This window comes from Halobacillus sp. 12SKB, assembly GCF_052941655.1.
Genome location: NZ_JBRFWR010000001.1, coordinates 116,120 through 140,679 on the forward strand (window position 1 = coordinate 116,120; position 24,560 = coordinate 140,679).

Genomic DNA, 24,560 nt, shown 5'->3' on the forward strand with positions numbered 1-24,560 from the left:
TCCAGAAGTGGTTTCGAGACACTGATATAGCTAAGGGGCGGAGGGGAATGGCGAGACTCCTGCGGGAAAAAAGTGCAGGGTGAGACCCCACAGGACGCAGTCCGAGGAGGCTCACCGCGCTCCCGCGGAAAGCGAGTTATTCCCCGTAGCCCCCATCCACTCAACAAACGTCTCGAAATCAAGTCTTCCACAAACCTGCCAGTTAGTTGAATAAGGCCATTCCTTTATTGTACCTGAAAAAAAGTGACTATGTTGGGATTCATTAAAATTGGTCGAGAGATGATTGTTCATCAAACCAACCATTTTCCATATAGTTATAAAAAGGACTGTAAAAAAAGGGGGCCTCTTATGGACGTTAAAGTAAGAAGTGGTGACACGTTATGGTACTACTCCAACCTTTTCAACGTACCGTTAGATTTAATCATAGATTCGAATCCACAAGCGGGACCATCTTCCCTTCAAATTGGACAAACGATTCGCATACCAGGATATGAAACAAGCCAATACCGGGTACAATCCGGAGATACCTTTTGGAAAATTGCCAGCGAGCGTCGAATCTCCCTGGATGCAATCGCATTATTAAATCCTTCCGTCAATCCTAGAATGCTTCAAATCGAGGAGGTTTTATCCCTTCCCGTCCAAGTGACCTTTCGAGTCGTCGATGGAAACCGCCCTTATAACTTCAATGTACTAACTACTGATTTGAATGAACTTTACGAACTATATCCTTTTGTCAGAAGAGAGACGATCGGGAATAGTGTGATGGGAAAAGAACTTGTTGAACTTCAAATCGGGCGCGGACCGAAAGTGGTGCATTGGAACGGTTCTTTCCATGCGAATGAATGGATTACGACAGCAGTGATCATGCAATTTTTGAATGACTACTTGCTGGCACTAACAAATAAAGAGACCATCCGCGGCTTAGAAATCAATCCTTTTTATAATGAAGTGACACTCTCTATTGTTCCCATGGTCGATCCTGATGGTGTTGATCTCGTTTTGAACGGACCACCTGACGGGGAGTTTGGGGAGATGGCATTAAGTATCAATGATGGCAATACTGATTTCTCCGAGTGGAAAGCCAATATCCGGGGCGTAGATTTGAACAACCAATACCCTGCCAAATGGGAAGTGGATGCTGCAAGGAAGCCGACATCTCCTGCTCCAAGAGATTTTCCAGGCTATCAACCACTAACGGAGCCTGAAACGGTTGCGATGGCTGAGCTTGCGGGGGCGCGTAACTTTGAAAAAATGCTTGCTTTCCACACGCAGGGAGAAGTGATCTATTGGGGATACGAAGGGCTTGAACCTCCTCGGTCCATGACGATCGTCAATGAGTTTGAACGAGTGAGCGGCTACAAACCCATCCGTTTTGTAGATAGTTTTTCCGGCTATAAGGACTGGTTTATCCAGGAGTTTCGACAACCAGGATTCACGGTAGAATTAGGATTGGGGGTAAACCCTCTCCCCCTTGAACAGTTCGATGAAATCTATCAGGAAACGATGGGAATCTTTTTGGCAAGCTTGTATATGTAATGGAGCATTCATTGAAAAACCCCTGCGACCTTATACATTTCCGCAGGGGTACCTTGTTTTTAGAAGTCTTTTTTGTCCATATGACCATTGTGCTCTTTAATCACTTGTATCGCTCGATCGTACTCCTCTTCCTTAATTGAAAAATGAAGCACATGTGTTAAATGCTTTTTGTCAGATAGCGCGCTGTCCCGATCATGTTTAGGCGAGACGACCTCTGTGAAATTGAAGGTCCCTCCGCCTGAATTTGTCGATCCTGCTACAGGGACAACAGGAGTCATATCTACATCCTCAGGGATCGCTTCTACTGTATCCTGATCGACCGATAAAGATTGCAACGATGCCTTTGCACTTTCCGCATCATTTTCTGTGGAAAAGTAAGCTTGAACTGTTTTTGCCATACGATCATCCCTCTCTATAAAAGGTGGTATGGATATAGTATCCTTCCCTGCTCCTTTTCAAACCTTAGATGACCCTCTTGAGGACATAACAAAAGAACACCCTTCATCAAGAAAGATGTTCTTTTGCCAGTTGTATTTGCTTGTGCACTTGATCGAACCCTGTTCCACCTTCACTGTTTCGTGCAGCTACGACTTGATTGGGGTTCAACTTTTCATATATATCCGCTTCAAAGAGTGGAGAAAAGTCCTGGTATTCTTCCAATGTCAAATCCAACAAGTATTTTTCCTGTTGAATAGAGTACAGTACAATTTTCCCAATCACTTCATGGGCTTCTCTGAAAGGCATACCTTTGACAGCCAGATAATCCGCGATATCTGTGGCATTCGAATAGTCTTCATTTACAGCATTCTTCATCTGATCCCCTTTCACCTGCATCGATGCAAGCATAGGCGCCAACAACGACAATGCCCCTTCTAATGTCTCAACCGTATCGAACATTCCCTCTTTGTCTTCCTGCATATCTTTGTTGTAAGCGAGAGGCAGTCCTTTCAGCAATGTCAGCAATCCCATCAAATGACCGTAAATTCTTCCTGTCTTTCCTCGAAGGAGTTCAGGTACATCAGGGTTTTTCTTCTGAGGCATGATGCTTGAACCTGTGCAAAAGGCATCATCTAATTCTACAAATTGGAACTCCTGACTCCCCCACAAAATCAGCTCTTCAGACAAACGTGAAATGTGTGTAATCATAATAGAAGAAACAGATAAAAACTCAAGAATGAAATCACGATCACTGACAGCATCCAATGAATTCGGATAAGGCTGATCGAACCCTAAAGCATCGGATGTCATTTGTCTGTCAATCGGATAAGGCGTCCCCGCAAGAGCCGCTGCCCCAAGCGGGGACCAGTTGATCCGCTTCAAACTATCCTGCAAACGCTCCTTATCTCTTTCAAACATCCAAAAGTAAGCCATTAAATGGTGACCAAACGAGACGGGCTGAGCACGCTGCAAGTGGGTGTACCCTGGTAGAATCGTCTCCACATGATTTTCCGCCTGTTCCACGAGAGAAGATTGAACGGCTTCTACAAGCTCCATCAATCCTTTCGTTTTTTCACGTAAATAAAGGTGCATATCGGTGGCCACTTGATCGTTCCTGCTTCTCCCGGTATGCAGCTTTCCACCAACAGGTCCAATCTCATCAATGAGCAATTTTTCTATATTCATGTGAATATCTTCATGCTCCACAGAAAAGATGACGTCCCCATTCTTCACTTTCTCTTGAATCGTAAGTAGCCCTTCCTTGATTTGCATCACTTCGTTCATTTGAATAATGTCACAGGCACCAAGCATTTCCACATGAGCGATACTACCTTCGATATCCTGAAGCGCAAGTTTTTGATCAAAGTTGATGGAAGAGGTGTACTCTTCCACCAATTTATTTGTAGGCTTTGTAAACCGACCGCCCCACAGTTTAGTCATGCTGGCTCACCACCGCTTGATCCAGTAACTTCTCTCCTTTATGAACGTCCGCATGGACTTTCGTCGGCAATCCCCACAACTTAATGAATCCGACAGCGGCATTGTGATCAAATGCATCTTCTTTGGAATAAGTGGAAAGCTCTTCGTTATACAGACTGACCGGTGATTTCTTACCAATCACTGTATGATGTCCCTTGAACAACTTCACTTTAACGGTTCCAGTGACCACTTGCTGCGTAGAATCAATGAATGCGGATAAAGCCGGTTGTAGTGGTGAATACCATAGACCGTCGTATATAATTTTGGAAAGCTGCTGATCAACATTGGCTTTGTATTGAGATACTTCTCTTGTTTGGGTCAAAAATTCCAATTCTTTGTGGGCATTGATCAAAATCATAGCTGCTGGGTTTTCATACACTTCTCTCGATTTAATACCTACAAGGCGATTTTCTGTATGATCAATTCTGCCAACCCCGTGCTTGCCTCCAAGTTCGTTCAAGTACTCAATTAAAGGAACAAGCTCCATTTTTTCTCCGTTCAGTGCGACAGGCTTTCCTTCTATGAAATCAATTTCAATGGTCTCTGGTTGATCAGGCGTCTTTTCAATCGGATTGGTCCAGGCATACGCCGCTTCCGGAGCTTCTTTCCAAGGATCCTCAAGTACACCCGCTTCACAGGCACGCCCCCAGATGTTTGCATCGATGGAGAATGGATTTTCAAGATTGACTGGAACCGGAATTCCTTTTTCTTCAGCGTAAATGATTTGCTCATCACGTGTCATTCCCCATTCACGAACTGGAGCGATGACTTCAAGGTCAGGATTCAATGCTTGTATAGAAACTTCAAAGCGAACCTGGTCATTCCCCTTTCCAGTACAGCCGTGAGCGACAGCAACTGCTCCCTCCTGTTCTGCAACTTCAACGAGCAGTTTAGAGATGAGCGGACGTGAAAGAGCAGAAGATAATGGATACTTTCCTTCATAAAGAGCATTTGCTTTAAGAGCCGGCATCAAATATTCTTCAGCTAAAATTTCCTTGGCATCCACCATAATTGCCTTGATTGCTCCTACATCCAGTGCCTTTTTACGAATGGTTTCCAAGTCTTTTCCTTCACCGACGTCCAATCCTAAAGCGATGACATCATACCCATACTTTTCTTGGATCCACTTAATAGAAATCGATGTATCCAATCCACCGGAATAAGCTAATACTACTTTTGGTTTTGTCATATGAATAACCTCCTCAATTATTGTCCATAAAAAAATCCGTCTCCTACCTGGGGTAAGAGACGGATTTTGAATCATCCGCGGTGCCACTCTCATTGTCTGTATGTCAGACCAACTCGAAGCTGATAACGGGTGCTCCCGGTTCTGGCTACTCTTTTCACCGAACATCTCAGAAGTGCGTTTCCGTATCAACTGTCACCAGGCTTCCACCGCCCCCGGCTCGCTGTCGATCAGCTTCATACGTACTCTCTTCGTCCACGAATGTATTTTTATAATGAATTGTTTATAATTATACAAAATCATATGCAGAAGTCAACACAATAAACACATTCTTCGTAAAAGTTTTTTAGATTCCCATTTTCATAACCCCTTCTTCCACTATTGCTCCCTATTCTTGAAGACTCAGTTTCGAGATGTTTGTGTGGTTCTGGGGGCTCCGGGAAAAGGTTCGCTTTCCATGGGGCGGGCGGTGAGCCTCCTCAGGCTACGCCTTCCGGGGTCTCACCTGTCCCACACGTCCCATAGGAGTCTCACCGTTTCCCTCCGCCCCTTTACTTTATAAGTGTCTCGAAACCACTTCTAAAAGGGACAGCTAGTATGGTTGAAGGAAGTGGATGATTAGAACACATGTATTCATAAGTAAGGTTCCTATTCTTCTCCCCCGGGCGGGCATATAGTGTGTTGTATCAAGCATTCGCGTATCCTAAACGTCAATGGGATAGAGTTTATATCATTCACTACTCATAACCATACAAGTGATTTTTTAAGTAGTGGTTTCGAGAACCTTACTTGGTTAAGGGGCGGAGGGGAATGGCGAGACTCCTAACTTAAGTGTGCAGGCGCCTTGATCAGCGGCGTATGGACTGGACTGAGCTGGCGGAGATAAAGGAAACACGAAGAACGGAGGGATTCGATGTTGACTTATCGTACAGAAGCGAGGGAAGTCTCACTAGCCGCTAGGCGCCGGAACCGGATATCGAAGAGGAAAAAAGTGCTTGGTGAGACCCCACAGGACGCAGTCCGAGGAGGCTCACCGCGCTCCCGCGGAAAGCGAGCTATTCCCCGCAGCCCCCATACTCTCAACAAAAGTCTAGAAACTGAGTCTTCAAGAAACCTGCCAAATTGTTTAACAGAGCTGATGTGGTAAATTGTATAGGCGAGGGTTTCCAGAGGCATATTGTCGTGTTAAGATGAGTAGGGTAAATTAAATAAAGTCTGCTTCAGGGCAGGAGAGGTTCTAGCGACACCCTCTATAAAAAACTAAGGATGGAACTGTACCTTGCCTTAGGTGCGGTTTTTTTAATGGTTTTGGGTGTGTAGAATTCTCTTTTTCGATGATGAAAGGAGAATTTTTTTATGGAAAAAAATAATAAAGCTGTGGTTGTATTCAGCGGCGGCCAGGACAGTACGACCTGTTTGTTCTGGGCACTGAAAAAGTTCGAATCTGTTGACGTCGTTACTTTTGATTACAACCAACGTCATAAAGAAGAAATCGAAGTGGCGAAAGAAATTGCTGAAGATCAGAAGGTGCGTCATCATATCCTTGATATGTCTTTACTCAACCAACTCGCCCCTAATGCTTTAACTAGAGATGATATTGAAGTGAAAGATGGCGAAGATGGTGAACTTCCTTCTACCTTTGTCCCGGGAAGGAATCTATTATTCTTGTCTTTTGCCACTATTCTCGCTCGTCAAATCGGCGCAAAACATATTGTTACAGGCGTTTGCGAAACAGACTTCAGTGGATATCCAGACTGTCGTGATGTTTTTGTTAAATCCTTGAATGTCACACTGAATTTATCGATGGATGATGAATTTGTCATTCACACTCCACTCATGTGGCTCGATAAAGCAGAAACATGGGAAATGGCTGATGATTTGGATGCCTTTGAATACGTGCGTGAGAAAACGTTGACTTGCTATAACGGGATACGCGGTGATGGCTGTGGGGAATGTCCCGCTTGTGAACTTCGAAGCAATGGCCTTCATACTTATGTCGCTAAAAAAGAGGTGAACGAATAATGTTTGGGTTTACCATTGTAGAAAACTTGCAGAAAATCGATCAGGACATCAAGCGTCACGAGTTAAAGTACCACCAAAAGCGTGTACTCGTCAGTAAAGAATTCACCTTTGATGCGGCCCACCACTTGCATTGTTATGAAGGGAAATGTAAAAACCTTCATGGACATACGTATAAAGTGATCTTTGGTGTCAGCGGATTTGTTGATGATATTGGGCTTGTCATCGACTTCGGTGACATTAAGAAAATCTGGAAAGAACAGATCGAAGTCCACCTCGATCACAGGTATTTGAACGATACACTTCCAAAAATGAATACCACAGCTGAGAATATGGTCGTTTGGATTTATGAAAAAATGGAAGAAGCTTTGAAAAACGATCCGAATCAGTGTCGAGTTGAATTTGTAAAACTTTACGAAACACCGACAAGTTTTGCGGAAGCAAGACGGGAGTGGATGACAAATGAATAAATTCCCTGTCCTCGAAATCTTTGGCCCTACCATCCAAGGTGAAGGAATGGTTGTCGGGAGAAAAACGATGTTTGTCCGTACGGCCGGATGTGATTACAGTTGCGCTTGGTGCGATTCCGCATTTACATGGGATGGAAGCGCTAAGCATGACATTGAGAGGTTGACGTCTGAAGAAATTTTAGACCGCCTTTTGGACATTGGTGGAGAACAATTCGACCATGTCACGATATCAGGTGGCAACCCTGCTCTTTTAAAAAATCTGCATGAGCTCATCGTTCCTCTCCATGAAAGAGGCATCGAGGTAGCACTTGAAACACAGGGAAGCCGTTGGCAGGAATGGTTCACTCAAATTGATGATCTGACCATATCCCCAAAACCACCCAGCTCCGGAATGAAGACGGATTGGAACGTTCTCGATGATATCTTAAACCGCCTGGAAGCCGCTGACCGACTTCAGAACACAAGTTTAAAAGTGGTTATTTTTAATGAAGAGGACTTGACTTATGCCGAAAAAGTCCATGAGCGTTACCCTAATGTCCCCTTCTTTTTACAGGTGGGAAATGATGATTTGGAAGAAAATGAAGCAGGAACATTGGCCAGTCACCTTCTCGACCAATACGAATGGCTCATCGACCAAGTTGTTGCCTCATCCAAGCTGAATAAAGTTCGCGTCCTCCCACAAGTTCACGCACTTGTCTGGGGTAATAAGCGAGGGGTATAAAAGAAAAAAAGCCTGACAGCATATCACATGCTTTCAGGCTTTTTTTCATCCACGTTTCTTACTGTCATAATGACCCTTCACTACTACAGCCGCATGGACCGCTCCTGGAACATAAAAAATTAGAGTTAGAATCAAATTCAATAGGGCTTTTAGTGGTTTCCCTGTAAACAAAACAGCTAAAGGTGGTAGAAATATGACTAAAATATACAACATGACTCAATCACCCTTTCTCTTGCTTCCTTTCAGTTTTCCCTTTTGCAAGAGTTTGAACACTCCCTGATTGTCTTCTTCTCTGATTCCATATCGTGATTTCCAGTGCCGCTATGCAGATAAGAAGCCATGCGAGGCCAAATAACATACCTCCAACGACATCCGTGAAAAAGTGCACCCCGAGGTAAACACGGGAAAGGCCGACAAGTGCAATTAACAATCCCAGCGCTATATTTATTGCCCATTTCCTAGGCTTCTTCAACGGGCTGATGACGATTAAGTAAATGAGAAATCCGTAAAATACAAAAGAACCTGTCGTATGTCCACTCGGAAAGCTGAAACCAGTTCCATCATATTCTGCCAGCACTTCTGGACGTTGGCGCTCGAAAGTAACTTTCAGCAGTTTAGTTAAGGAGCTAATCCCGATCATGACAATGGCAAAATAAATTCCTACCCACCGGCTGAATGGAGAAAAAAACAATAAAAAGATAAGCAGTGCCACAGATGCTATCGATATGAATAAAACGGATCCCAAATCCGTAATCCATCCCCAAAACGTATCCATCCACGGGGTAGTGATCGACCTCACTACATCTGTCGCTGCCTGATCCACAACGAATTTTTCCTGTTCTAGGACTTCTGCCGCAAGTTCAGTAAAGAAATAAACGGCTCCACCTACCAATACGAAGCCCGCCAAGATGAGAATAATAGACGCTTTTGAAAGGTCTGAAAGCTTCGTTCCTGAAAACAACATCACAATTCCTCCTGACTGCCAATCACTCTTAATTCAACCCTTCCCCTAATCTCTATAGGTTAACCTTGAAATACTAGCTTCAATACTCTATAACCCCAAATCATGTGCCTCTAAAGTAAGGACCGCTCACATTGCTTCTACAAGTATTCCATTCATGTAACCACTGTTTTTTAGCAGTTTTCATATATCTTCTTCCATCCATCGACATTTCATCCTTTTCATAGAGGTTTTTCAAAAATAAAACTCGGATGCTACCCTCCGCATCCGAGTTTTATTTTTTTATGCTGTTTTCTCTTTCTTCATTAATTCTTTTCGCTTTTTCCGTTCATCCACCTTCGTCAGAATGGATACCACCAGAGCGATAACGAATAAACCAGAAAAGAAAATGAGGCTGTTCTCATAGCTTCCTGTCGTATCTTTCATCCATGCCGCAAAGATGGGACCGGCAAGTCCAGCAGCCGCCCATGCTGTTAAAATATATCCATGAATGGCACCAAGTTCTTTTGTACCAAATAAGTCTCCGATAAAAGCAGGAATTGTAGCAAAGCCGCCACCATAACAAGTGTAAATAATAGAAAAAGCAATAACGAAAATCCAAGTCGCCGTTGTCCAAGGCAGAACGAGGAATAATCCGATTTGAAGAACAAAGAAAGTAATATACGTATTTGCACGACCTATATAGTCGGATGCACTTGCCCAACCGATCCTTCCGAGTCCATTAAAAATGCCCATCACACCAACGAGAGTGGCGGCAGTAGCTGTCGATACCCCGACACTTTCCTCCAACAACGGTTTAGCGGCGGAAATAACAGCTATTCCACACGTAACATTAATGAATAACATCGTCCAAAGGTAATAAAAACGCTTTGTCTTTAACGCTTCTTTTGCACGCAGGTTTGCTAAATCTTGATTCTCCGTATCCGTCTCTTTATTCGGATCATAACCTTTAGGTGTCCAACCTTCAGGAGGGCGGGACATGTAAAGGGATGAGCCGATCATAACGACAAAATAACTGATCCCTAAAATATAAAAGGTGGCTGCAATGCCAACTGAATTAATAAGAACGTCCATCAATGGACTTGCTATAGCGGCTGCAAAACCAAACCCCATAATCGCCATCCCTGTTGCTAGACCTCTACGGTCAGGGAACCATTTGACTAATGTAGAAACAGGTGCAATATAACCTACACCTAAACCTATCCCTCCAAGAACCCCGTAAAATATGTACAGCATCCATAAAGACCCTGCGCTTACAGCGATCCCTGATCCAGCCACACCAATTCCGAAAAAGATGGCAGCTGTGATCCCGGCCACCCTCGGCCCATATTTTTCCACGAACCACCCTAAAAAGGCTGCAGATAATCCTAAGAATAAAATTGCAATACTGAAGGTCAATTGTACTTGACTTGCTGACCAGCCAAACTCTTCACTAAGTGGGCCTGTAAAGTTACTCCAGGCATAAACAGAGCCGATAGAAATATGAATCCCCACCGCTCCTAAAGCGATCAACCACCTGTTCTTCACTTTTCGTTCTGACATTTTTTCACCTCTTCTCCTTTAATTACCATTCTTTTTCCTTTAACCTCAATTTCTAAACAAAATTCCATTTATTATGACACATTCTGTCCATATTCTGTCTCGCTTGAAATATTTCCTGGACAATAAAAAAACACCCCCTATTCAGGAAGTGTCCATTAAGTATAAGCTCCCGTATGTGGAAGACTCAGTTTCAAGATGTTTTCTGGATTCGTTGCCCATGTTGAGCGCCAGGGGTGGCTGGGAGATACGACCCCCTTTAACAAGTTGGATTGTTATCCGCTATTCCGATGGTTAAAAGGTTAAAACACTCAGTATATCATTCTTTCAGGGTTCAAATACCTGGCCGTGGAATTTTCAACCTTATACTCCCATCAAACTGAATAGCTGATTATTCGGGAAGTGGCTTCGAGAAACTAATATAGAAAGGGGCGGAGGGGAATGACGAGACTCTTAACTCAAGTGTGCAGGCGCCTTGACCAGCGGGGTATGGACTGGACTGAGCTGGCGGAGATAAAGGATACACGAAGAACAGAGTGGATTCGATGTTGACTTATCTTAAAGAAGCGAGGGAAGTCTCACTAGCTGCTAGGCGCCGGAACCGGATAGGGAAGAGGAAAAGAGTGCTAGGTGAGACCCCGCAAGGCGTAGCCTGAGGAGGCTCAAAAGAATAGAGGAAGTTCGATTAAGTTCGGCACGTCCTGTGCCAACATCGAACGACTCCACTTCGTGTGGGGCCCCGCGGAAAGCGAGTTATTCCCCGCAGCCCCATCCACTCAATAAAAGTCTCGAAATCAAGTCGTTGAAGATTATCTTCCCAGAAAGTTCTCTTTCTAAATCCAGCGTTGTTTTTTCCGATAGGATTTTACGTCTCTGTAATTTTTACGTCCTTCTTCATTCATACCTAAATAATGTTCCTGTACTTCCTGGTTCGAAAGCAGCTCTGATACACGAGCTTCCAAAACAGAGCGTCCATCTTCAATGATATATCCATAATCAGCGATGGAGAGCGCTACATTGGCATTTTGCTCAACGACAAGAATGGACACCCCTTCCTCTTCATTGATCTGTTTAATGTTTTGAAAGATTTCCTTGACGAGAAGCGGTGCAATTCCAAGAGATGGCTCGTCCAACAACAATAACTTTGGTTTCGCCATTATTCCTCTGCCAATTGCGAGCATTTGTTGTTCGCCTCCTGAGAGCAACCCAGCATGACGGGAACGTAACGTTTTCAACTTTGGAAAATAATGATAGACACGCTCCATATCTTTCTTTATATTCCTTCGATCTTTCCTTGTGTGTGCCCCTGCTGTTAAGTTTTCCTCGACCGTGAGATGAGTGAAAACTCTCCGTCCCTCCATACTTTGAAAAATGCCTTTTTGAACAATTTTATCCGGACTCATTGAGGTGATGTCTTCCTCTTGATACGTAATTTTCCCTTTCGTCACTTGACCGTTATCTCCCCCAAGCAAACCCGAGATCGCCTTCAGTGTCGTAGATTTCCCCGCCCCATTACTTCCTAACAGAGCAACAATATCTCCATCCGGCACCTCGATCGACATTCCTTTTAAGACTAGAATCATCTTCGAATACACGACTTCTATATTATCGACTCTTAACAAGCTGATTCACCTTCCTTTTGAAAAATGGGGCCTCTTTACGAGACCCCACCCTCTTTTAGTCTTCATAACTGAAATAATCCGTGATGACTTCAAATTTCCCATCCTTAACCTCTGCTAGACGAACTTGGTTCGTTCCGGCATGGTTGTCTTCTGAGAAAGTGACAGGAGCGGCCAGACCACCGAGATCCATGTCTTTAATTTGTTCGATTCCTTTCCTGATCCCTTCTCCATTCAACTCTTCAGCATTCCCTATACCCTCAGCCATAATCTTAGCGGTTACCCAACCTTGTACGAATTTTTGACTGACATCTTCAAGACTTTCTCCTTCAGACTCCAGGTACTCTTTCATTTCAGCCAGTCCTTCCAAGTCTTCATATGGAAAAGCGTGGGTAACAACGCCTAACATTCCTTCTGCCGCGTCCCCTGCAATTTCTACCACCCCTTCTCCAGTCGCCCAGTTCAAACCGATGAATTGTGTATCAATGCCAAGGGTCTGAGCTTCACGTAAAATCGTGGCTGTTGCTCCCCACGTTTGCTGAATAATTGCATAATCCGGAGCTGCTTCCTGCATATTCAACATTTGTGACTGCGCTTCTGTAGCCGTCACAGGAATGACTTGTTCATCCACCACTTCGACGCCAACTTCGGCCGCGTAGGCTTTAATGTCTTCAATTGGGGAACGTCCGAACGCTGTATCGTTATAAAGAAGGGCAAGCGTTGGATTTTCTCCCTCGTGATTCTCCTTGATCCATTTCACAACAGCTCGTCCCTGGTCAGAGTATGTAGCTGCTGTTAAAAAGTTGTATGGACTTTCCTCTAAATTTTTCAGATTTTCTGAGTAAGAAGCAGAGAAGTAAGGAAGTTGATCATTGGCGACTTGCTGGCGGAGTGCTTCTGTATCCGCCGTCCCCCATCCAAGGATCGCCGATACATTGTCTTTATCACGTAACTCTTGATACAATCGCTGACCTTTTGCCATGTCATAGGCGTAATCGTCACCAATCAGTTCAACTTGAACGCCATCAATGCCACCCTGACTATTCAAGTACTCATAGTAAGCTTTCTCACCTTCGGAATACGGAGTCCCGACATCCCCCGTTCCGCCTGTAATATCAAAAAGCGCTCCAATTTTTACGGTATTGCCATCAGAAGCTTCTGCATCTCCACCAGCCGCTCCTTCATCTCCACTACAAGCAGCCATTATCCCCACCAAAAATATGAAACACAACAAAAGCATCGTCGACTTTACGTACGTTTTAATCAAATTCTCGACTCCCTTTCTATTTGTTTTATAGTTTTGAGTAAAGAGTGCAGAACCCTCCCTCGACTTACTAATAAGAAAATGGCCAAACTTTGAAGTAATTTTTGATATTACTCCATATATGTGCCAGCCCGCCTGGTTCAAAGATAAGAAACAGGATGATCGCTGCACCAAAGGCAAGTTCCTGGAAAGCCGCTAACGTGTTTTGCATATCCGGCATATAGACAGCGATATAATCCATGACAAAACCAAGGCCCACAGGCAAAAGCGTTATGAATATGGCTCCAAGGATGGACCCAAGGATACTCCCGAGACCACCAACAAGAATCATGGCCAAGTATTGAATTGATACTGTGATGCTGTATAGTTCCGGGCTGACAATCATCGTATAATGAGCAAGTAATGCGCCAGCGATCCCAACAAAAAAGGAGCTGATGGCGAAGGAAAGCACTTTGTAAGTGAACAAGTTAACACCCATAATTTCCGCCGCTACGTCACGATCACGGACAGCTAAAAAGGCTCTACCCGTCCGGCTGCGGAATAAGTTCAGAGCATAAACAATCGTAAAAAGCAGAATGATGAGGCACAAATAGTAGTAACTGCTTGCAGACATAAAGGAAAACGATCCAATGGATGGTCGTTGAAGGACCATACCAGAAGTCCCACCTGTTAAACCTGTCCACCTGCTAATGATAAACAAAATGATGAACTGTGCCGCTAAAGTCGCAATCGCCAGATAAAGCCCTTTCAATCTTAGGGACGGAATCCCGAACAGGGCCCCCACTGAAGCTGTAATAAGACCTGCAACAGGCAAAGCCACCCAAAAGCTCAAGCCTAACGTACTTGTTAGAATAGCAGATGTATAACCACCTACACCTAAGAAGGCTCCAACCCCGATGGATATTTGTCCAGTGAAGCCTGTCAAAATGTTCAATCCAATGGCTCCTATGGAAGCAATTGCACATAAAGTTGCAAGACCGATCACGTAATTATCAGCCAGCAAAGGGAACAGGAAGGCTAGAATGGCAAGTCCAAGCATCCTGATTTTCACCCGTTTGATTGAAAAAATAGCCATATCCTTTTCGTACTTGGTTTTGTAATTGCCACATTCCATGACAAATGGATTTTTCAAATCCTCACACCCTTTCCATTCCACCTCTTCCAAAGAGGCCATAAGGCTTAATCATTAATATTAAGATAACGACAATGAACGGGAACACTTCCTTCAATCCTCCTCCTACAAGGGGATCGATGTATCCACCCGCCATACTTTGCAATATGCCGATAATAAACCCACCAACAATGGCTCCAGGGATACTATCCAGCCCTCCCAGTATCACCACGGGCAGAACCGTAAGGCCAATCACGCTCATCGTTGCATTCACTCCGTTAATATTCCCAAGCAGTACTCCTCCAACAGCTGCGACGATACAAGCAATCGCCCAGGTGATAGCAAATACTCGTTTCACATTGATCCCCATACTGGCGGCTGCCTGAAGGTCATCGGCAACAGCACGCATCGCTACTCCCATTTTTGAAAATTTAAAGAAGATAGTAAAAGCAAGGAGCAGAGCCATAACAATAATGAACGACCATAAATAAACGGGTGTAATAAGGACTTCACCAAAAGTCACAGGGGTGTTCGGGAAGAGGTTTGGATACACGCGCGTCTGGTGTCCCCATACCATATGGACCAACCCTGCGAGCAAGTTACCGAGACCAATTGTCGCCATAATGACAGAAATGGTCGGCGCATTCAGTAACGGTCTTAGTACGACTCTCTCAACCAATAATCCAAGTACACCACATACGCCCAGGGTAACCGCAAGGGCCACTAGAAAAGGCAGCTTCAAGGCAGTGACGAGTGTTAAACAAATATACGAACCGATAAGTACGAATTCTCCATTTGCCAGATTCAGAGCATCGCTAGCTTTATAGATCAGGACGAACCCTAATGCTACGAGCGCATAAATACTTCCTACTACGATTCCACTGACCAGCATTTGCATAAAGAAAGTCAACTCAAGCCACCCCCTGTGATCGATCCAATAAGATGACGGGCACGATTTCCCCCTCGTTCGTTTCTTCAGATGTTAGATTTGATAGGGTATCAAACTGTCCGGCATCGTTATATAACGCAGCTAAATAACGTTTATAATTTTTTTCCACATTTCTTCTTACCGTTTTCTGTGTAGACGTCATCTCACCTTCACTAAGTCGCAACTCTTCAGGAAGGATGACGAACCGTTTGATGCGACTTTCTTCAGGTAAGGATGCCATCATTTCAACAACTTCATCCTTTATGAGGTCAATGACCTCTGGATGCATCGTCAAATCCCGATAGCTTGTATAGGAGATTTGATTTTTCTCTGCCCAACGCCCTACGCTTGCCCGATGGATGGTGAGCATGGCCGTCAGATAAGAGCGACCTTCACCGAAGACTACAGCTTCTTGTAAATAATGACTCTTACGAAGCTCAGTTTCTATCTCACTGGAGGATTGTCCAACCGTCGAATCCAAAGCCAATCGCTCTTCCATTCTTCCGCGGATTTCCATTTCCCCAGTATCAAGGATTTGGCCGTAATCTCCTGTGGAAAATTCCGTAACCGGATGGCCTCCTAAATAACCAGCAAAAACCTGAAGACCTTCGACTTGCACTTCTCCCCTGGAAGCTATATTCATAGATAGGCCCGGCAATGGTTTCCCCGCACCTGCCGGCGACCATTCATAATCCCTCTGAATAGAAGCGTACCCTGTAGTTTCAGTCATTCCATACGTTTGTTTCACGTTTACCCCCAACCCTTGGAAAAACTCAAAAGCATCCCTATTTAACCTGCCGCCGGTCACATAAGCTCTTTTCAAACGCGAAAGTCCTAAATGGTCGCGTATAGCACTGTACATGAAAAAGTCATTCAAAGAGTAACTCACCTTCGATAAAAAAGAGACCGAACGGTTGCTCAATTTTGCTCGTGCGTATTTTTCTATACCAGATTCAGTAAGTTCATATATTTTTTTCTTCAAACGTGTGGAATCATTTATTCGAATTTGGAAGCGGGTCAACATGTTTTCATATGTCCGTGGAGGTGCTTGAATTAAGTGAGGTCCAATTTCTCTTAGATCATTTAAAATGGTGGAAGGTTCTTCAGGAAAATTAATGGTCATTCCTCTCGTCAGGGAGAGTCCGACCGCCATCACTTGTTCACAAATCCAAGCGAGAGACAAGAAGGATAAGTAGTCGTCATCGGCTTTTACAGCATCTACTTCATGAATAGATAAAGCCGTTTGAATCAGGTTGGTATGTGTGAAGGTCGCAGCTTTTGGAAGACGTGTCACTCCGGAAGTAAACCCAATGAAAGCAATATCCATCGATTTCACTTTTTTTATTTGATGCTCAAAAATAGAAGGATCTTCACTGGCACGTGTTCTACCAACATCTTGTACACTTTTCAAATCCATAAGTTTGTCATGAGAATAAGATCGGAGACCTTTGTCATTATAGAAAAGGATGGCCTCAATGGTTGAAAAAGAATCGATGATTTCAAGAAGCTTGTCCACCTGTTCCTGATCCTCAACTACTAAAATTCTAGGTTCACATTCGTGTAAGTAATGGGCAAGGGCGTTAGACGAAGCATCCTGATATATTCCCACAGGGATGGCTCCAATCGACTGGGCTGCAAGTTCAGTAACAATCCAGTGTGGTCGATTGTCTCCGATAATTCCGATACGGTCGCCTGCTTGAATCGAAAGCTCTTCTTGAAATCCTAGAGCAAGTGATTCTACCTCTCTGCAATATTTACGCCAGGTCCATTCTTTCCAAATGCCCAAATTCTTCTGACGGAAGGCCACTTTCCTCCCTTCCTTCTCCGCTTTTTCAAATAAAAGCTGAGGCAGCGTTCGGTGAGTCATTTCACAATTCCCTCCTTATGTGATCACTTCTTGTTCACCCAAATATGCCTTGATAACATCCGGGTTCTTCTGTATTTCCTCTGGGGTTCCGAACCCGATTCTTTTTCCAAAGTCCAGGACAGCGATTTTGTCAGAAAGGTCCATGATGACCCCCATATCGTGTTCAATGAGGAAAACCGTAATTCCATTCAGTTCATGCATATCCAAAATGAATCGGGCCATGTCTTCTTTTTCCGCACTATTCATTCCGGCCATTGGCTCATCAAGCAAAATCAATTCAGGTTCCAGGGCAAGCGCCCGACCTACCTCCACTCTTTTTTTCAATCCATAAGGAAGTGTACCAACGGGCGTATGACGGATGTCCTGCATTTCGAGGAATTCAATCACTTCCTCGACCGAATGCCGATGCGCGACCTCTTCCTTCTCCGCACCACCCCAATAAAGTCCACCCGTGAAAATTCCCGCTTTCATTTTGACATGACGTCCCAGCTTCAAATTGTCCAGGACAGACATATGTTCAAATAGAGCGATATTTTGAAACGCACGGGCAATACCTAGCGAAGTTCTTTTGTACGGTTTCATCCCAAGAATTTCTTTTCCGTTAAAACGGATGGAGCCTGCTGTCGGTTTGTACAGTCCGCTTATACAGTTCAACATACTCGTCTTCCCTGCTCCATTCGGTCCGATTAAAGAAAAGATCTCACCCTTTTCAAGGTGATAAGACACGTCGTCCAAAGCTTTTACACCACCAAACTGCAACGATACATTTTCGATTTCTAAGATAGGCAAAAGTGAGGGTCCCCCTTTATGTAAGCGTTACCATCGTTATAAAAGTATTATATAACCTTAATAAGAGAAGTCAATATAGTTTTTGCAATTTTATGAATATTAAGTATTTTGTTAGAATATGTAAAAATTCTATACTTTTGATTTGCCAAGTGTGGAATCGGTTCCTCATTCACCTCCCCCCTCACTCAAATTATTTCAACTGATTCTACACCCCTGCTCCGTTTTATTCGATACTTCCCTCGTTTTACGAACTACCAATGGAAGAAGAATACAAAAAACTCTTGATTTTTCCCATTTGTCTATATAAAATAATAATTGTCGAAAAAATATATGGGGCATTAGCTCAGCTGGGAGAGCGCTTCGCTGGCAGCGAAGAGGTCAGCGGTTCGAGCCCGCTATGCTCCACTACTTTGAGCCACCATTTCTACTGTTGGAAATGGTGGCTTTTTCTATCTTCACTTTTCATAAACAAGAGAATGCTTCTCTTATAAAATATGTCACTGTCTATTGAAATTCACATTTACCGTCCGATAAATGTATAGGAACGATGCTGTTAAGGAACAGCATCGATTTTACATAAGAATCGGAGGTACACCATGCTAAGAAAAAGAAAAAAGAGTAAACAAGGTTCCTTTTGGAATCGAACCTTGCAGAGGCAGATTTTGATTCCATTCCTCGCTATAATTACCGCCGCTGGCATCATCATTGGTTATGCGAGCTATACATTCGGCGTTTCCATTACGACCGATGAACTGACCGACAATGTGGAGAAACAAATGAACTCCTTAAATGATTCGTTCGAATTGTTTTTCCAATCTCAAGAAGATATCGTCAATCATTACTCTCAGGAACAAGCATTCATCAATTATACTGCTGAAGAAGACCGCGTCATTCGACGTATGGATGACATCCGATCTTCCAACGAAATCATTAAAAATGCCTATATGGGCGTCGAAGAATCTGGAGAGACAATTACTGATTCTACATTGACTTTACCATCTGAGTTCGATCCTAGAGAGCGCCCTTGGTATAAAGATGCCGTCGAAAACGGAGACCTTATTTGGACAGCTCCCTATATGGATACCAATACCAACGAAACAATTATGAGTGTAGCCCGGGCTGTGGTGGATGACAATGAAGTGATGGGAGTTTTCTCCATAGACCTTAATATGAACTCACTTCTTAATCTTGTGGAAGGTGTGAAAATCGCCGATTCCGGTTACGCAGCGATTTTTGATGATAAGGGAACATTCCTTTCCCATCCAGATCCAGAACTTGTAGGTACAGATGTATCTGAGGAAAGTTATTATGTGAAGATTATGGAACAAGATCAACCTTCAGGTGTCATCACGTACGAATACGATGGAAAAGAAAAAGCCTTAGGTTACTCGATTAATGAAACGACTGGCTGGATCATCGTCGGAACAGTAGATAAAGCAGAACTCGAAGAAAAAGGAGCCGCAGTTCTATTACCGATTACCATCACCGTTTTAGTCATTTTGATCTTATCTGTAATCGTTTCAGTGATGATAGCGCGTCGGATTCGTCAGCCAATTACTGACTTACAAAAAAATATGAAACGTGTCGAAGAAGGGGACTTGACAGTTGACCTCATCCAACACAGAGACGATGAAATCGGACAATTGTCAGCTTCCACGCATGAAATGAAAGAAAGCATCAAAAGAATTATCGAACAATTGCAAGAAGCAACAGCAGCTGTATCTGAACAAAGCAGGGGATTGAAACAATCTGCTGATGAAGTTCGCGAAGGAAGTGAACAAATTGCTTCCACAATGGAAGAACTTTCGGCTGGTTCTGAATCACAAGCGCATAGTTCCTCTCGTTTGTCTGAAATGATGGATTCGTTCGCAAATGAAATCAAGCTGGCACGACATAATGGAGAGAACGTTGCGGACTCTTCTCAACAAGTTTTATCCATGACAAATGATGGAAGTGAGATGATGTTGCACTCGTTAAATCAGATGCAGAACATCGACCAGATTGTCAAAGATGCTGTTGAAAAAGTACTTGGTCTAGATCAACAATCCCAAGAAATCTCTAAACTTGTACAAGTGATCCAAGATATCGCAGAGCAAACCAATCTATTATCTTTGAACGCTGCTATTGAAGCTGCTCGCGCTGGAGAACACGGAAAAGGCTTTGCTGTTGTCGCGGATGAAGTACGTAAATTAGCCGAGCAGGTAACCAATTCGGTAGAAGATATCACTGGAATTGTCACAGGCATTCAAAATGAGTCTACGAATGTCGTCACAACCTTGCAACATGGATATGAAAAAGTCGAACAAGGCACAAAACAAATGAAGATAACTGGAGAAACATTTGATAGGATTGAAGAATCTGTGACAGATATGGTAGCCAAGAATCGGGAAATTTCCGACAAGCTTAAGAAGATTTCTGATGACAGCTATGAAATGAGCGCTTCTATTGAAGAGGTGGCCTCTGTTTCACAAGAATCTGCAGCAGGTGTTGAGCAAGTGACAGCAGCTGCCCAACAATCAAACAGCTCCGTGGAAGAGGTTTCTCATAGTGCAGACGAATTGTCTTCTCTTTCTAAACAATTAAATGAACAAATTCGCCAGTTTAAAGTAAAAGAGTAAACAAAAAATCCTCCCGTATAACGGGAGGATTTCTTAAATTATGAAGCTTTTGCAGCCTTTCCGGCCTGAGATCCAGATGTAGTCATTAGCGTTGCGACAATCAAGACGATAACCGCAACAGGCACAGCTACTACTACACTGTTCACTTCAAATGGCTGACCTAGCACAATTTCCCATGTTAATGTTGCCAGCACACCAGCAATCATGGAAGATACACCACCGATTGCATTGACGCGTTTCCAGAAGAATACGGCAAGTACAGCCGGAGTCAATCCTGCTCCATAAACCGTGTAAGCATACATTTGGACACTTAATACGGTTGGGAAATAACTGATGATTACAAAGGCGAAGACACCAAGGGCCACGATGAAGATTCTTGTCATAGCCAGAAGCTTCTTGTCAGAAGCATCTTTATTTACATATTTACCATAAAGGTCATACGTCAAGTTCGTAGCTGCAGACAGCAAGTATGAGTTTCCTGTCGTAATGATAAAGGAAGCCGCTGCAGCAAGCAAAATACCACCGATAGCAACAGGCATTGCTACTGTAGTAGCCATCAATGCCATTCCTGGGTCGATATCCGGGAATAAGGAACGGGAAGCGAAGGCGATCAATGAAATGGATGGTGAAATGACGATCATCGCAATCAGCCAACCCATTTGCGCACGCTTTGCAGATTTATCTCCTTTGGAAGATGCAAGACGCTGATACATGTTTTGGTCACCAAGTAATAAGAACAAAGAAGGCAGCAAATAACCAATCATTTGAATCGTTGTTAAACCACCCGTAGCACTCATGTGGGACTCGGGAACATTAGCCACAATTTCACTCCATCCACCTGCAACCATAATGATTGTAGGGACAGTAATGATCAAACCTCCGACCATCAAAAATCCACTGATGGCATCCGTTTGAGAGACAGAACGAAGTCCCCCGATCATTGCAAGGAAAATAATCATGGCAGCACCAATTATTGTACCTGTCTGCACAGTCATACCTGTAGTCAAGTTAAGAATGAATCCGAAACCTTTCATCTGATAAGAAACGATACCGACATAAGCAAGAATGATAATAACACTCGCAAGGTTACGGGATGTACGCCCATATTTTGACTCTAAAATCCCGGCAACGGTGAATTTCCCGTGTTCTCGGATTTTAGGTGCGACGACATAAAGAATGATAATACCGACTAACGTTGGGAGCATCATCATCAAAGAAGGAAGAATACCATAAGAGAAGGCCATTGACGTTTCTCCACCTGAAATACTTCCGCTTCCTGTCCATGTAGCCAGAAGCGTTCCCATCAATACAAAAGGTCCTAGACTTTTACCGGCTAATACGAAGTCCTCACTGCCGGCTACTTTTTTCGACATGAATACACCGATGCCGACCATTAATATTCCATAGATTGCTATAAACCATAACAAAGTTGGATCTTGTTGCAGTTCCATAACTACTGAATCATCTCCTGATGTTTTTAGTTGGCTGGTTCTAGTTGAGCTGTTCTATTAAAAACATCGGCCGATGTGATATCGCTCTTTGAACACAACGATAATAAAACTAACATAGATTTTAATTTTGTGAAAATGGCAAATACACAAGTGAAAAAGGGCTATTCTCCGCGTTTTTTTGTGATTCCATTTTTTCACATACTCTTATGAAAGCGATAACCACAACCTTTCCAAGAATTGCTTTATTCTTACGAAATTTCTGTTAAATTAGCAAATAACCGCCAGAATTTTGTAGTAAAATTAGTTCTAAATACCCATTAATATTAAGGATTTAAAGTTGCAAAAAAAGAAAAACCATCCCCTCTCCCCTCTTATTTAACTATATGGCAGGATTGTGGAGACTCAGTTTCGAGACTTTTATTAAGTGGGTGGGGCTGCGGGGAATAGCTCGCTTTCCGCGGAGCCCCACACGAAGTGGGGTCGTTCGATGTTGGCACAGGACGTGCCGAACTTAATCGAACTTCCTCTATTCTTTTTAGCCTCCTCGGACTGCGTCCTGTGGGGTCTCACCAAGGATGATTCTCGAAACCACTATTGGAAAAATAAACTTGTATGGTTGAGGAAAGTGAATGATATCAACTCTTCTCAGTAGGCATTTAGAACGTAAATGCTTGATACAGAGGCTTTATGCCTGCTTAGGCTGGACGAGTGGGAGCTCTGCTTCTGGGTACGGGGATTCGTTTTCCTTACATGAGATGGGGTGGTTGGGAAGCTGCGAGACTCCCGTGGGAGAAGGAGATAGGCGAGATCCCGCAGGAAGCAGTCCGAGGAAGCTCGGCGCTCCCTCCCAGGAAAGTGTTCAAATGCTCCATCGCCCTGGTAGACACGACTGGCATAAGCAGGACGGCAACGGAATGTGTTTTTCAATCCTTTGCTGTTCTGCTTATGACGCGAGTGTCTACCAGGGCGATGGAGCTAGACAAGTAGCTTCCCAGCCACCCCTGACTCCCATTATGGTATACGAAAACCGAAAGCATCTCGAAACTGATTCTTCAAGTAAAGGGAGCTTTATTGTTGGAGAGTATAAAAAAGCTGGCACCTTTTTTAGGGATACCAGCTTTATAATGTATTATATAGATACTAGACTCGAGGTATAAAGGCTTTCACACGGTTTTGAATGACATTTTTCAATAATTGCTTCCCTTCACCTGTACCAATAGATTCCGGGTGGAATTGAACCCCCTCAATAGGAAATGTGAGGTGACGTATCCCCATCAATTCCCCTTCGACGGTTGAAGCCGTTACTTCAAAACACTCCGGCAAATCAGAAAGCTCTACAATCAATGAATGATAGCGCATTGCCTCCATCGGGTTGCTTAATCCTTCATAAATCCCTTTTCCATCATGGAAAATACGAGAGCTTTTGCCGTGCATCAATTTCTCGGAGCGCACGACACTTCCTCCGAACACTTGAGCTATTGCCTGATGACCAAGACAAACACCAAAGATAGGAATGTCTCCTTTGAATCGGTCGATGACATCCAGGGTCATCGGAGTTTCACCAGGGGAACACGGACCTGGTGAAAGAAAAATTAAATCCGGGCTCAGCTCTTCTATTTCCTCTATTACTACCTCATCATTTCTCTTCACAATGACTTCTTCCCCAAGCTCTCCAAGATACTGGACGAGATTGTAGGTGAAAGAGTCATAGTGGTCGATCATATAGATCACTCTGCTCCACTCCTCTCAGCTCTATCAAAACTTACTGAACGAGTGCTCTGATTTCATTGGTGAAATGTTTGAGAGCTTCGTCCATTTTACCTTTTTCAATATTTTCAAGCTCTGCTTCGATCAATCGAATGATTTTACTTCCAATGATGACGCCATCTGCATGATCTCTCACAAGTCGAACATGATCATTCGTTGATATCCCGAATCCGACAGCTACTGGAACTTGGCTGTGCTGTCTTACTTTTTCAATGAAGGCCAAAGCTTCGGCAGACATTTCTTTTCTCTCTCCTGTTACTCCCAGAGAAGAAACACAATATAGAAACCCTTTCGCATGTTCCGCAATCTGCTTGATCCTTTGATCAGAGTTAGGGGCAACAAGGGAGATAAATTCAATGCCTTTTTCTTCTGACTGGTTACGAATTTCCTCACTTTCTTCAAATGGGAGATCAGGTATAAGAAGCCCTTCGACTCCATTATGTTCTAAAAGCTTAAAGAATTCCTCATGCCCGATTTGAAGGACAGGGTTGTAATAAGTGAAAATCACAACTGGAATTTCGAGTCCATGTTCTCGTAACTTCGGAACAAGCTCAATGGCTTTACGTAAAGACATTCCTGACTTCAATGCACGTTGAGCTGCTCTTTGTATCGTTGGTCCGTCTGCAAGTGGATCTGAATAAGGGACACCCAACTCTAAAACATCCGCCCCTTCTTCCTGCAAACGCAAAGCGTATTGAATCGTCAATTCCGGACTAGGATCCCCGGCTACAATAAACGGGATGAACAAATTTTCCGTTTTCGTTAGTTTACCCTGAAATGATGTCTTCGTCAGCATG

General features: G+C 43.6%; 20 protein-coding genes, 1 tRNA gene, 1 riboswitch and 1 other annotated feature. Of the genes, 6 read left to right on the forward strand and 15 right to left on the reverse strand.

Annotation, left to right across the window (positions count from 1 at the left end):
* Positions 1-348 precede the first annotated feature (348 nt).
* On the forward strand, positions 349-1,536 hold the full coding sequence (locus ACQ4XT_RS00615; RefSeq protein WP_446852046.1) for a M14 family metallopeptidase: 1,188 nt from the start codon (positions 349-351) through the stop codon (positions 1,534-1,536).
* A 59-nt stretch (positions 1,537-1,595) separates the two neighbouring features.
* On the opposite strand, the gene ACQ4XT_RS00620 is transcribed toward ACQ4XT_RS00615, so the two are convergent.
* The 3 genes from ACQ4XT_RS00620 to ACQ4XT_RS00630 form a co-directional block, all read right to left on the reverse strand.
* The gene (locus ACQ4XT_RS00620; protein ID WP_220585616.1) at positions 1,596-1,934 is read right to left on the reverse strand and encodes a hypothetical protein; all 339 of its coding nucleotides are present in this window, start codon (positions 1,932-1,934) and stop codon (positions 1,596-1,598) included.
* Between the two features lie 106 nt (positions 1,935-2,040).
* The gene (gene argH, locus ACQ4XT_RS00625) at positions 2,041-3,414 is read right to left on the reverse strand and encodes an argininosuccinate lyase (RefSeq protein ID WP_446852047.1); all 1,374 of its coding nucleotides are present in this window, start codon (positions 3,412-3,414) and stop codon (positions 2,041-2,043) included.
* Positions 3,407-4,642: an argininosuccinate synthase gene (locus ACQ4XT_RS00630; protein WP_446852048.1), complete on the reverse strand. Its 1,236-nt coding sequence runs from the start codon at positions 4,640-4,642 to the stop codon at positions 3,407-3,409. Before ACQ4XT_RS00630 ends, argH begins: the two co-directional genes overlap by 8 nt.
* 52 nt (positions 4,643-4,694) lie before the next feature.
* Positions 4,695-4,906: a binding site (T-box leader), on the reverse strand.
* Between the two features lie 958 nt (positions 4,907-5,864).
* Positions 5,865-5,909: riboswitch (PreQ1 riboswitch) on the forward strand.
* Positions 5,910-5,995: 86 nt separating this feature from the next.
* Here ACQ4XT_RS00630 and queC point away from each other — a divergent pair.
* Genes queC through queE form a run of 3 tightly spaced genes read left to right on the forward strand, consistent with a single transcriptional unit; the run spans position 5,996 to position 7,849 of the window.
* Positions 5,996-6,661: a 7-cyano-7-deazaguanine synthase QueC gene (gene queC / locus ACQ4XT_RS00635; RefSeq protein WP_446852049.1), complete on the forward strand. Its 666-nt coding sequence runs from the start codon at positions 5,996-5,998 to the stop codon at positions 6,659-6,661.
* The gene (gene queD, locus ACQ4XT_RS00640; protein WP_446852050.1) at positions 6,661-7,128 is read left to right on the forward strand and encodes a 6-carboxytetrahydropterin synthase QueD; all 468 of its coding nucleotides are present in this window, start codon (positions 6,661-6,663) and stop codon (positions 7,126-7,128) included. Before queC ends, queD begins: the two co-directional genes overlap by 1 nt.
* Positions 7,121-7,849, forward strand: coding sequence for a 7-carboxy-7-deazaguanine synthase QueE (queE, locus tag ACQ4XT_RS00645; protein ID WP_446852051.1), 729 nt, complete (start codon positions 7,121-7,123; stop codon positions 7,847-7,849). The genes queD and queE overlap by 8 nt, the downstream gene beginning before the upstream one ends.
* A gap of 45 nt (positions 7,850-7,894) precedes the next feature.
* On the opposite strand, the gene ACQ4XT_RS00650 is transcribed toward queE, so the two are convergent.
* The 9 genes from ACQ4XT_RS00650 to ACQ4XT_RS00690 all read right to left on the reverse strand — a co-directional run bounded on the left by ACQ4XT_RS00650 (position 7,895) and on the right by ACQ4XT_RS00690 (position 17,927).
* Entirely contained in the window at positions 7,895-8,062 is a 168-nt protein-coding gene (locus tag ACQ4XT_RS00650) for a YqaE/Pmp3 family membrane protein (RefSeq protein ID WP_146818851.1), read from the reverse strand.
* A gap of 7 nt (positions 8,063-8,069) precedes the next feature.
* Positions 8,070-8,813 carry a phosphatase PAP2 family protein gene (locus ACQ4XT_RS00655; protein ID WP_446852052.1) on the reverse strand — a complete coding sequence of 248 codons (744 nt, stop codon included), beginning with the start codon at positions 8,811-8,813 and terminating at the stop codon, positions 8,070-8,072.
* A 279-nt stretch (positions 8,814-9,092) separates the two neighbouring features.
* The gene (locus ACQ4XT_RS00660) at positions 9,093-10,352 is read right to left on the reverse strand and encodes an L-lactate MFS transporter (RefSeq protein WP_446852053.1); all 1,260 of its coding nucleotides are present in this window, start codon (positions 10,350-10,352) and stop codon (positions 9,093-9,095) included.
* An 830-nt stretch (positions 10,353-11,182) separates the two neighbouring features.
* A complete protein-coding gene (locus ACQ4XT_RS00665) occupies positions 11,183-11,971 on the reverse strand; it encodes an ABC transporter ATP-binding protein (protein WP_446852054.1) in 789 nt (262 codons plus the stop codon).
* 55 nt (positions 11,972-12,026) lie between these two features.
* Positions 12,027-13,208 carry an ABC transporter substrate-binding protein gene (locus ACQ4XT_RS00670; RefSeq protein WP_446855532.1) on the reverse strand — a complete coding sequence of 394 codons (1,182 nt, stop codon included), beginning with the start codon at positions 13,206-13,208 and terminating at the stop codon, positions 12,027-12,029.
* A gap of 94 nt (positions 13,209-13,302) precedes the next feature.
* Positions 13,303-14,364 (reverse strand): branched-chain amino acid ABC transporter permease, encoded by a 1,062-nt coding sequence (locus tag ACQ4XT_RS00675; RefSeq protein ID WP_446852055.1) that lies wholly within the window; start codon positions 14,362-14,364, stop codon positions 13,303-13,305.
* Between the two features lie 4 nt (positions 14,365-14,368).
* Positions 14,369-15,253, reverse strand: coding sequence for a branched-chain amino acid ABC transporter permease (locus tag ACQ4XT_RS00680; RefSeq protein ID WP_226587671.1), 885 nt, complete (start codon positions 15,251-15,253; stop codon positions 14,369-14,371).
* Between the two features lies 1 nt (position 15,254).
* Complete coding sequence (locus ACQ4XT_RS00685; RefSeq protein WP_446852056.1) at positions 15,255-17,138, reverse strand: AMP-binding protein; 1,884 nt, start codon at positions 17,136-17,138, stop codon at positions 15,255-15,257.
* A 15-nt stretch (positions 17,139-17,153) separates the two neighbouring features.
* The gene (locus ACQ4XT_RS00690) at positions 17,154-17,927 is read right to left on the reverse strand and encodes an ABC transporter ATP-binding protein (RefSeq protein ID WP_446852057.1); all 774 of its coding nucleotides are present in this window, start codon (positions 17,925-17,927) and stop codon (positions 17,154-17,156) included.
* A 332-nt stretch (positions 17,928-18,259) separates the two neighbouring features.
* Here ACQ4XT_RS00690 and ACQ4XT_RS00695 point away from each other — a divergent pair.
* Both ACQ4XT_RS00695 and ACQ4XT_RS00700 read left to right on the forward strand, forming a co-directional pair.
* A tRNA-Ala gene (locus ACQ4XT_RS00695) sits at positions 18,260-18,332 on the forward strand.
* A gap of 191 nt (positions 18,333-18,523) precedes the next feature.
* A complete protein-coding gene (locus tag ACQ4XT_RS00700; RefSeq protein ID WP_446852058.1) occupies positions 18,524-20,545 on the forward strand; it encodes a methyl-accepting chemotaxis protein in 2,022 nt (673 codons plus the stop codon).
* A gap of 38 nt (positions 20,546-20,583) precedes the next feature.
* Here the strand turns inward: ACQ4XT_RS00700 and ACQ4XT_RS00705 are convergent, their stop codons facing one another.
* From ACQ4XT_RS00705 to trpA, 3 genes are all read right to left on the reverse strand, one after another.
* The gene (locus ACQ4XT_RS00705; RefSeq protein WP_446852059.1) at positions 20,584-21,996 is read right to left on the reverse strand and encodes a sodium:solute symporter family protein; all 1,413 of its coding nucleotides are present in this window, start codon (positions 21,994-21,996) and stop codon (positions 20,584-20,586) included.
* A 1,140-nt stretch (positions 21,997-23,136) separates the two neighbouring features.
* Entirely contained in the window at positions 23,137-23,727 is a 591-nt protein-coding gene (locus ACQ4XT_RS00710) for an anthranilate synthase component II (RefSeq protein ID WP_446852060.1), read from the reverse strand.
* Between the two features lie 31 nt (positions 23,728-23,758).
* Positions 23,759-24,559: a tryptophan synthase subunit alpha gene (gene trpA, locus ACQ4XT_RS00715; protein ID WP_446852061.1), complete on the reverse strand. Its 801-nt coding sequence runs from the start codon at positions 24,557-24,559 to the stop codon at positions 23,759-23,761.
* Position 24,560 lies beyond the last annotated feature (1 nt).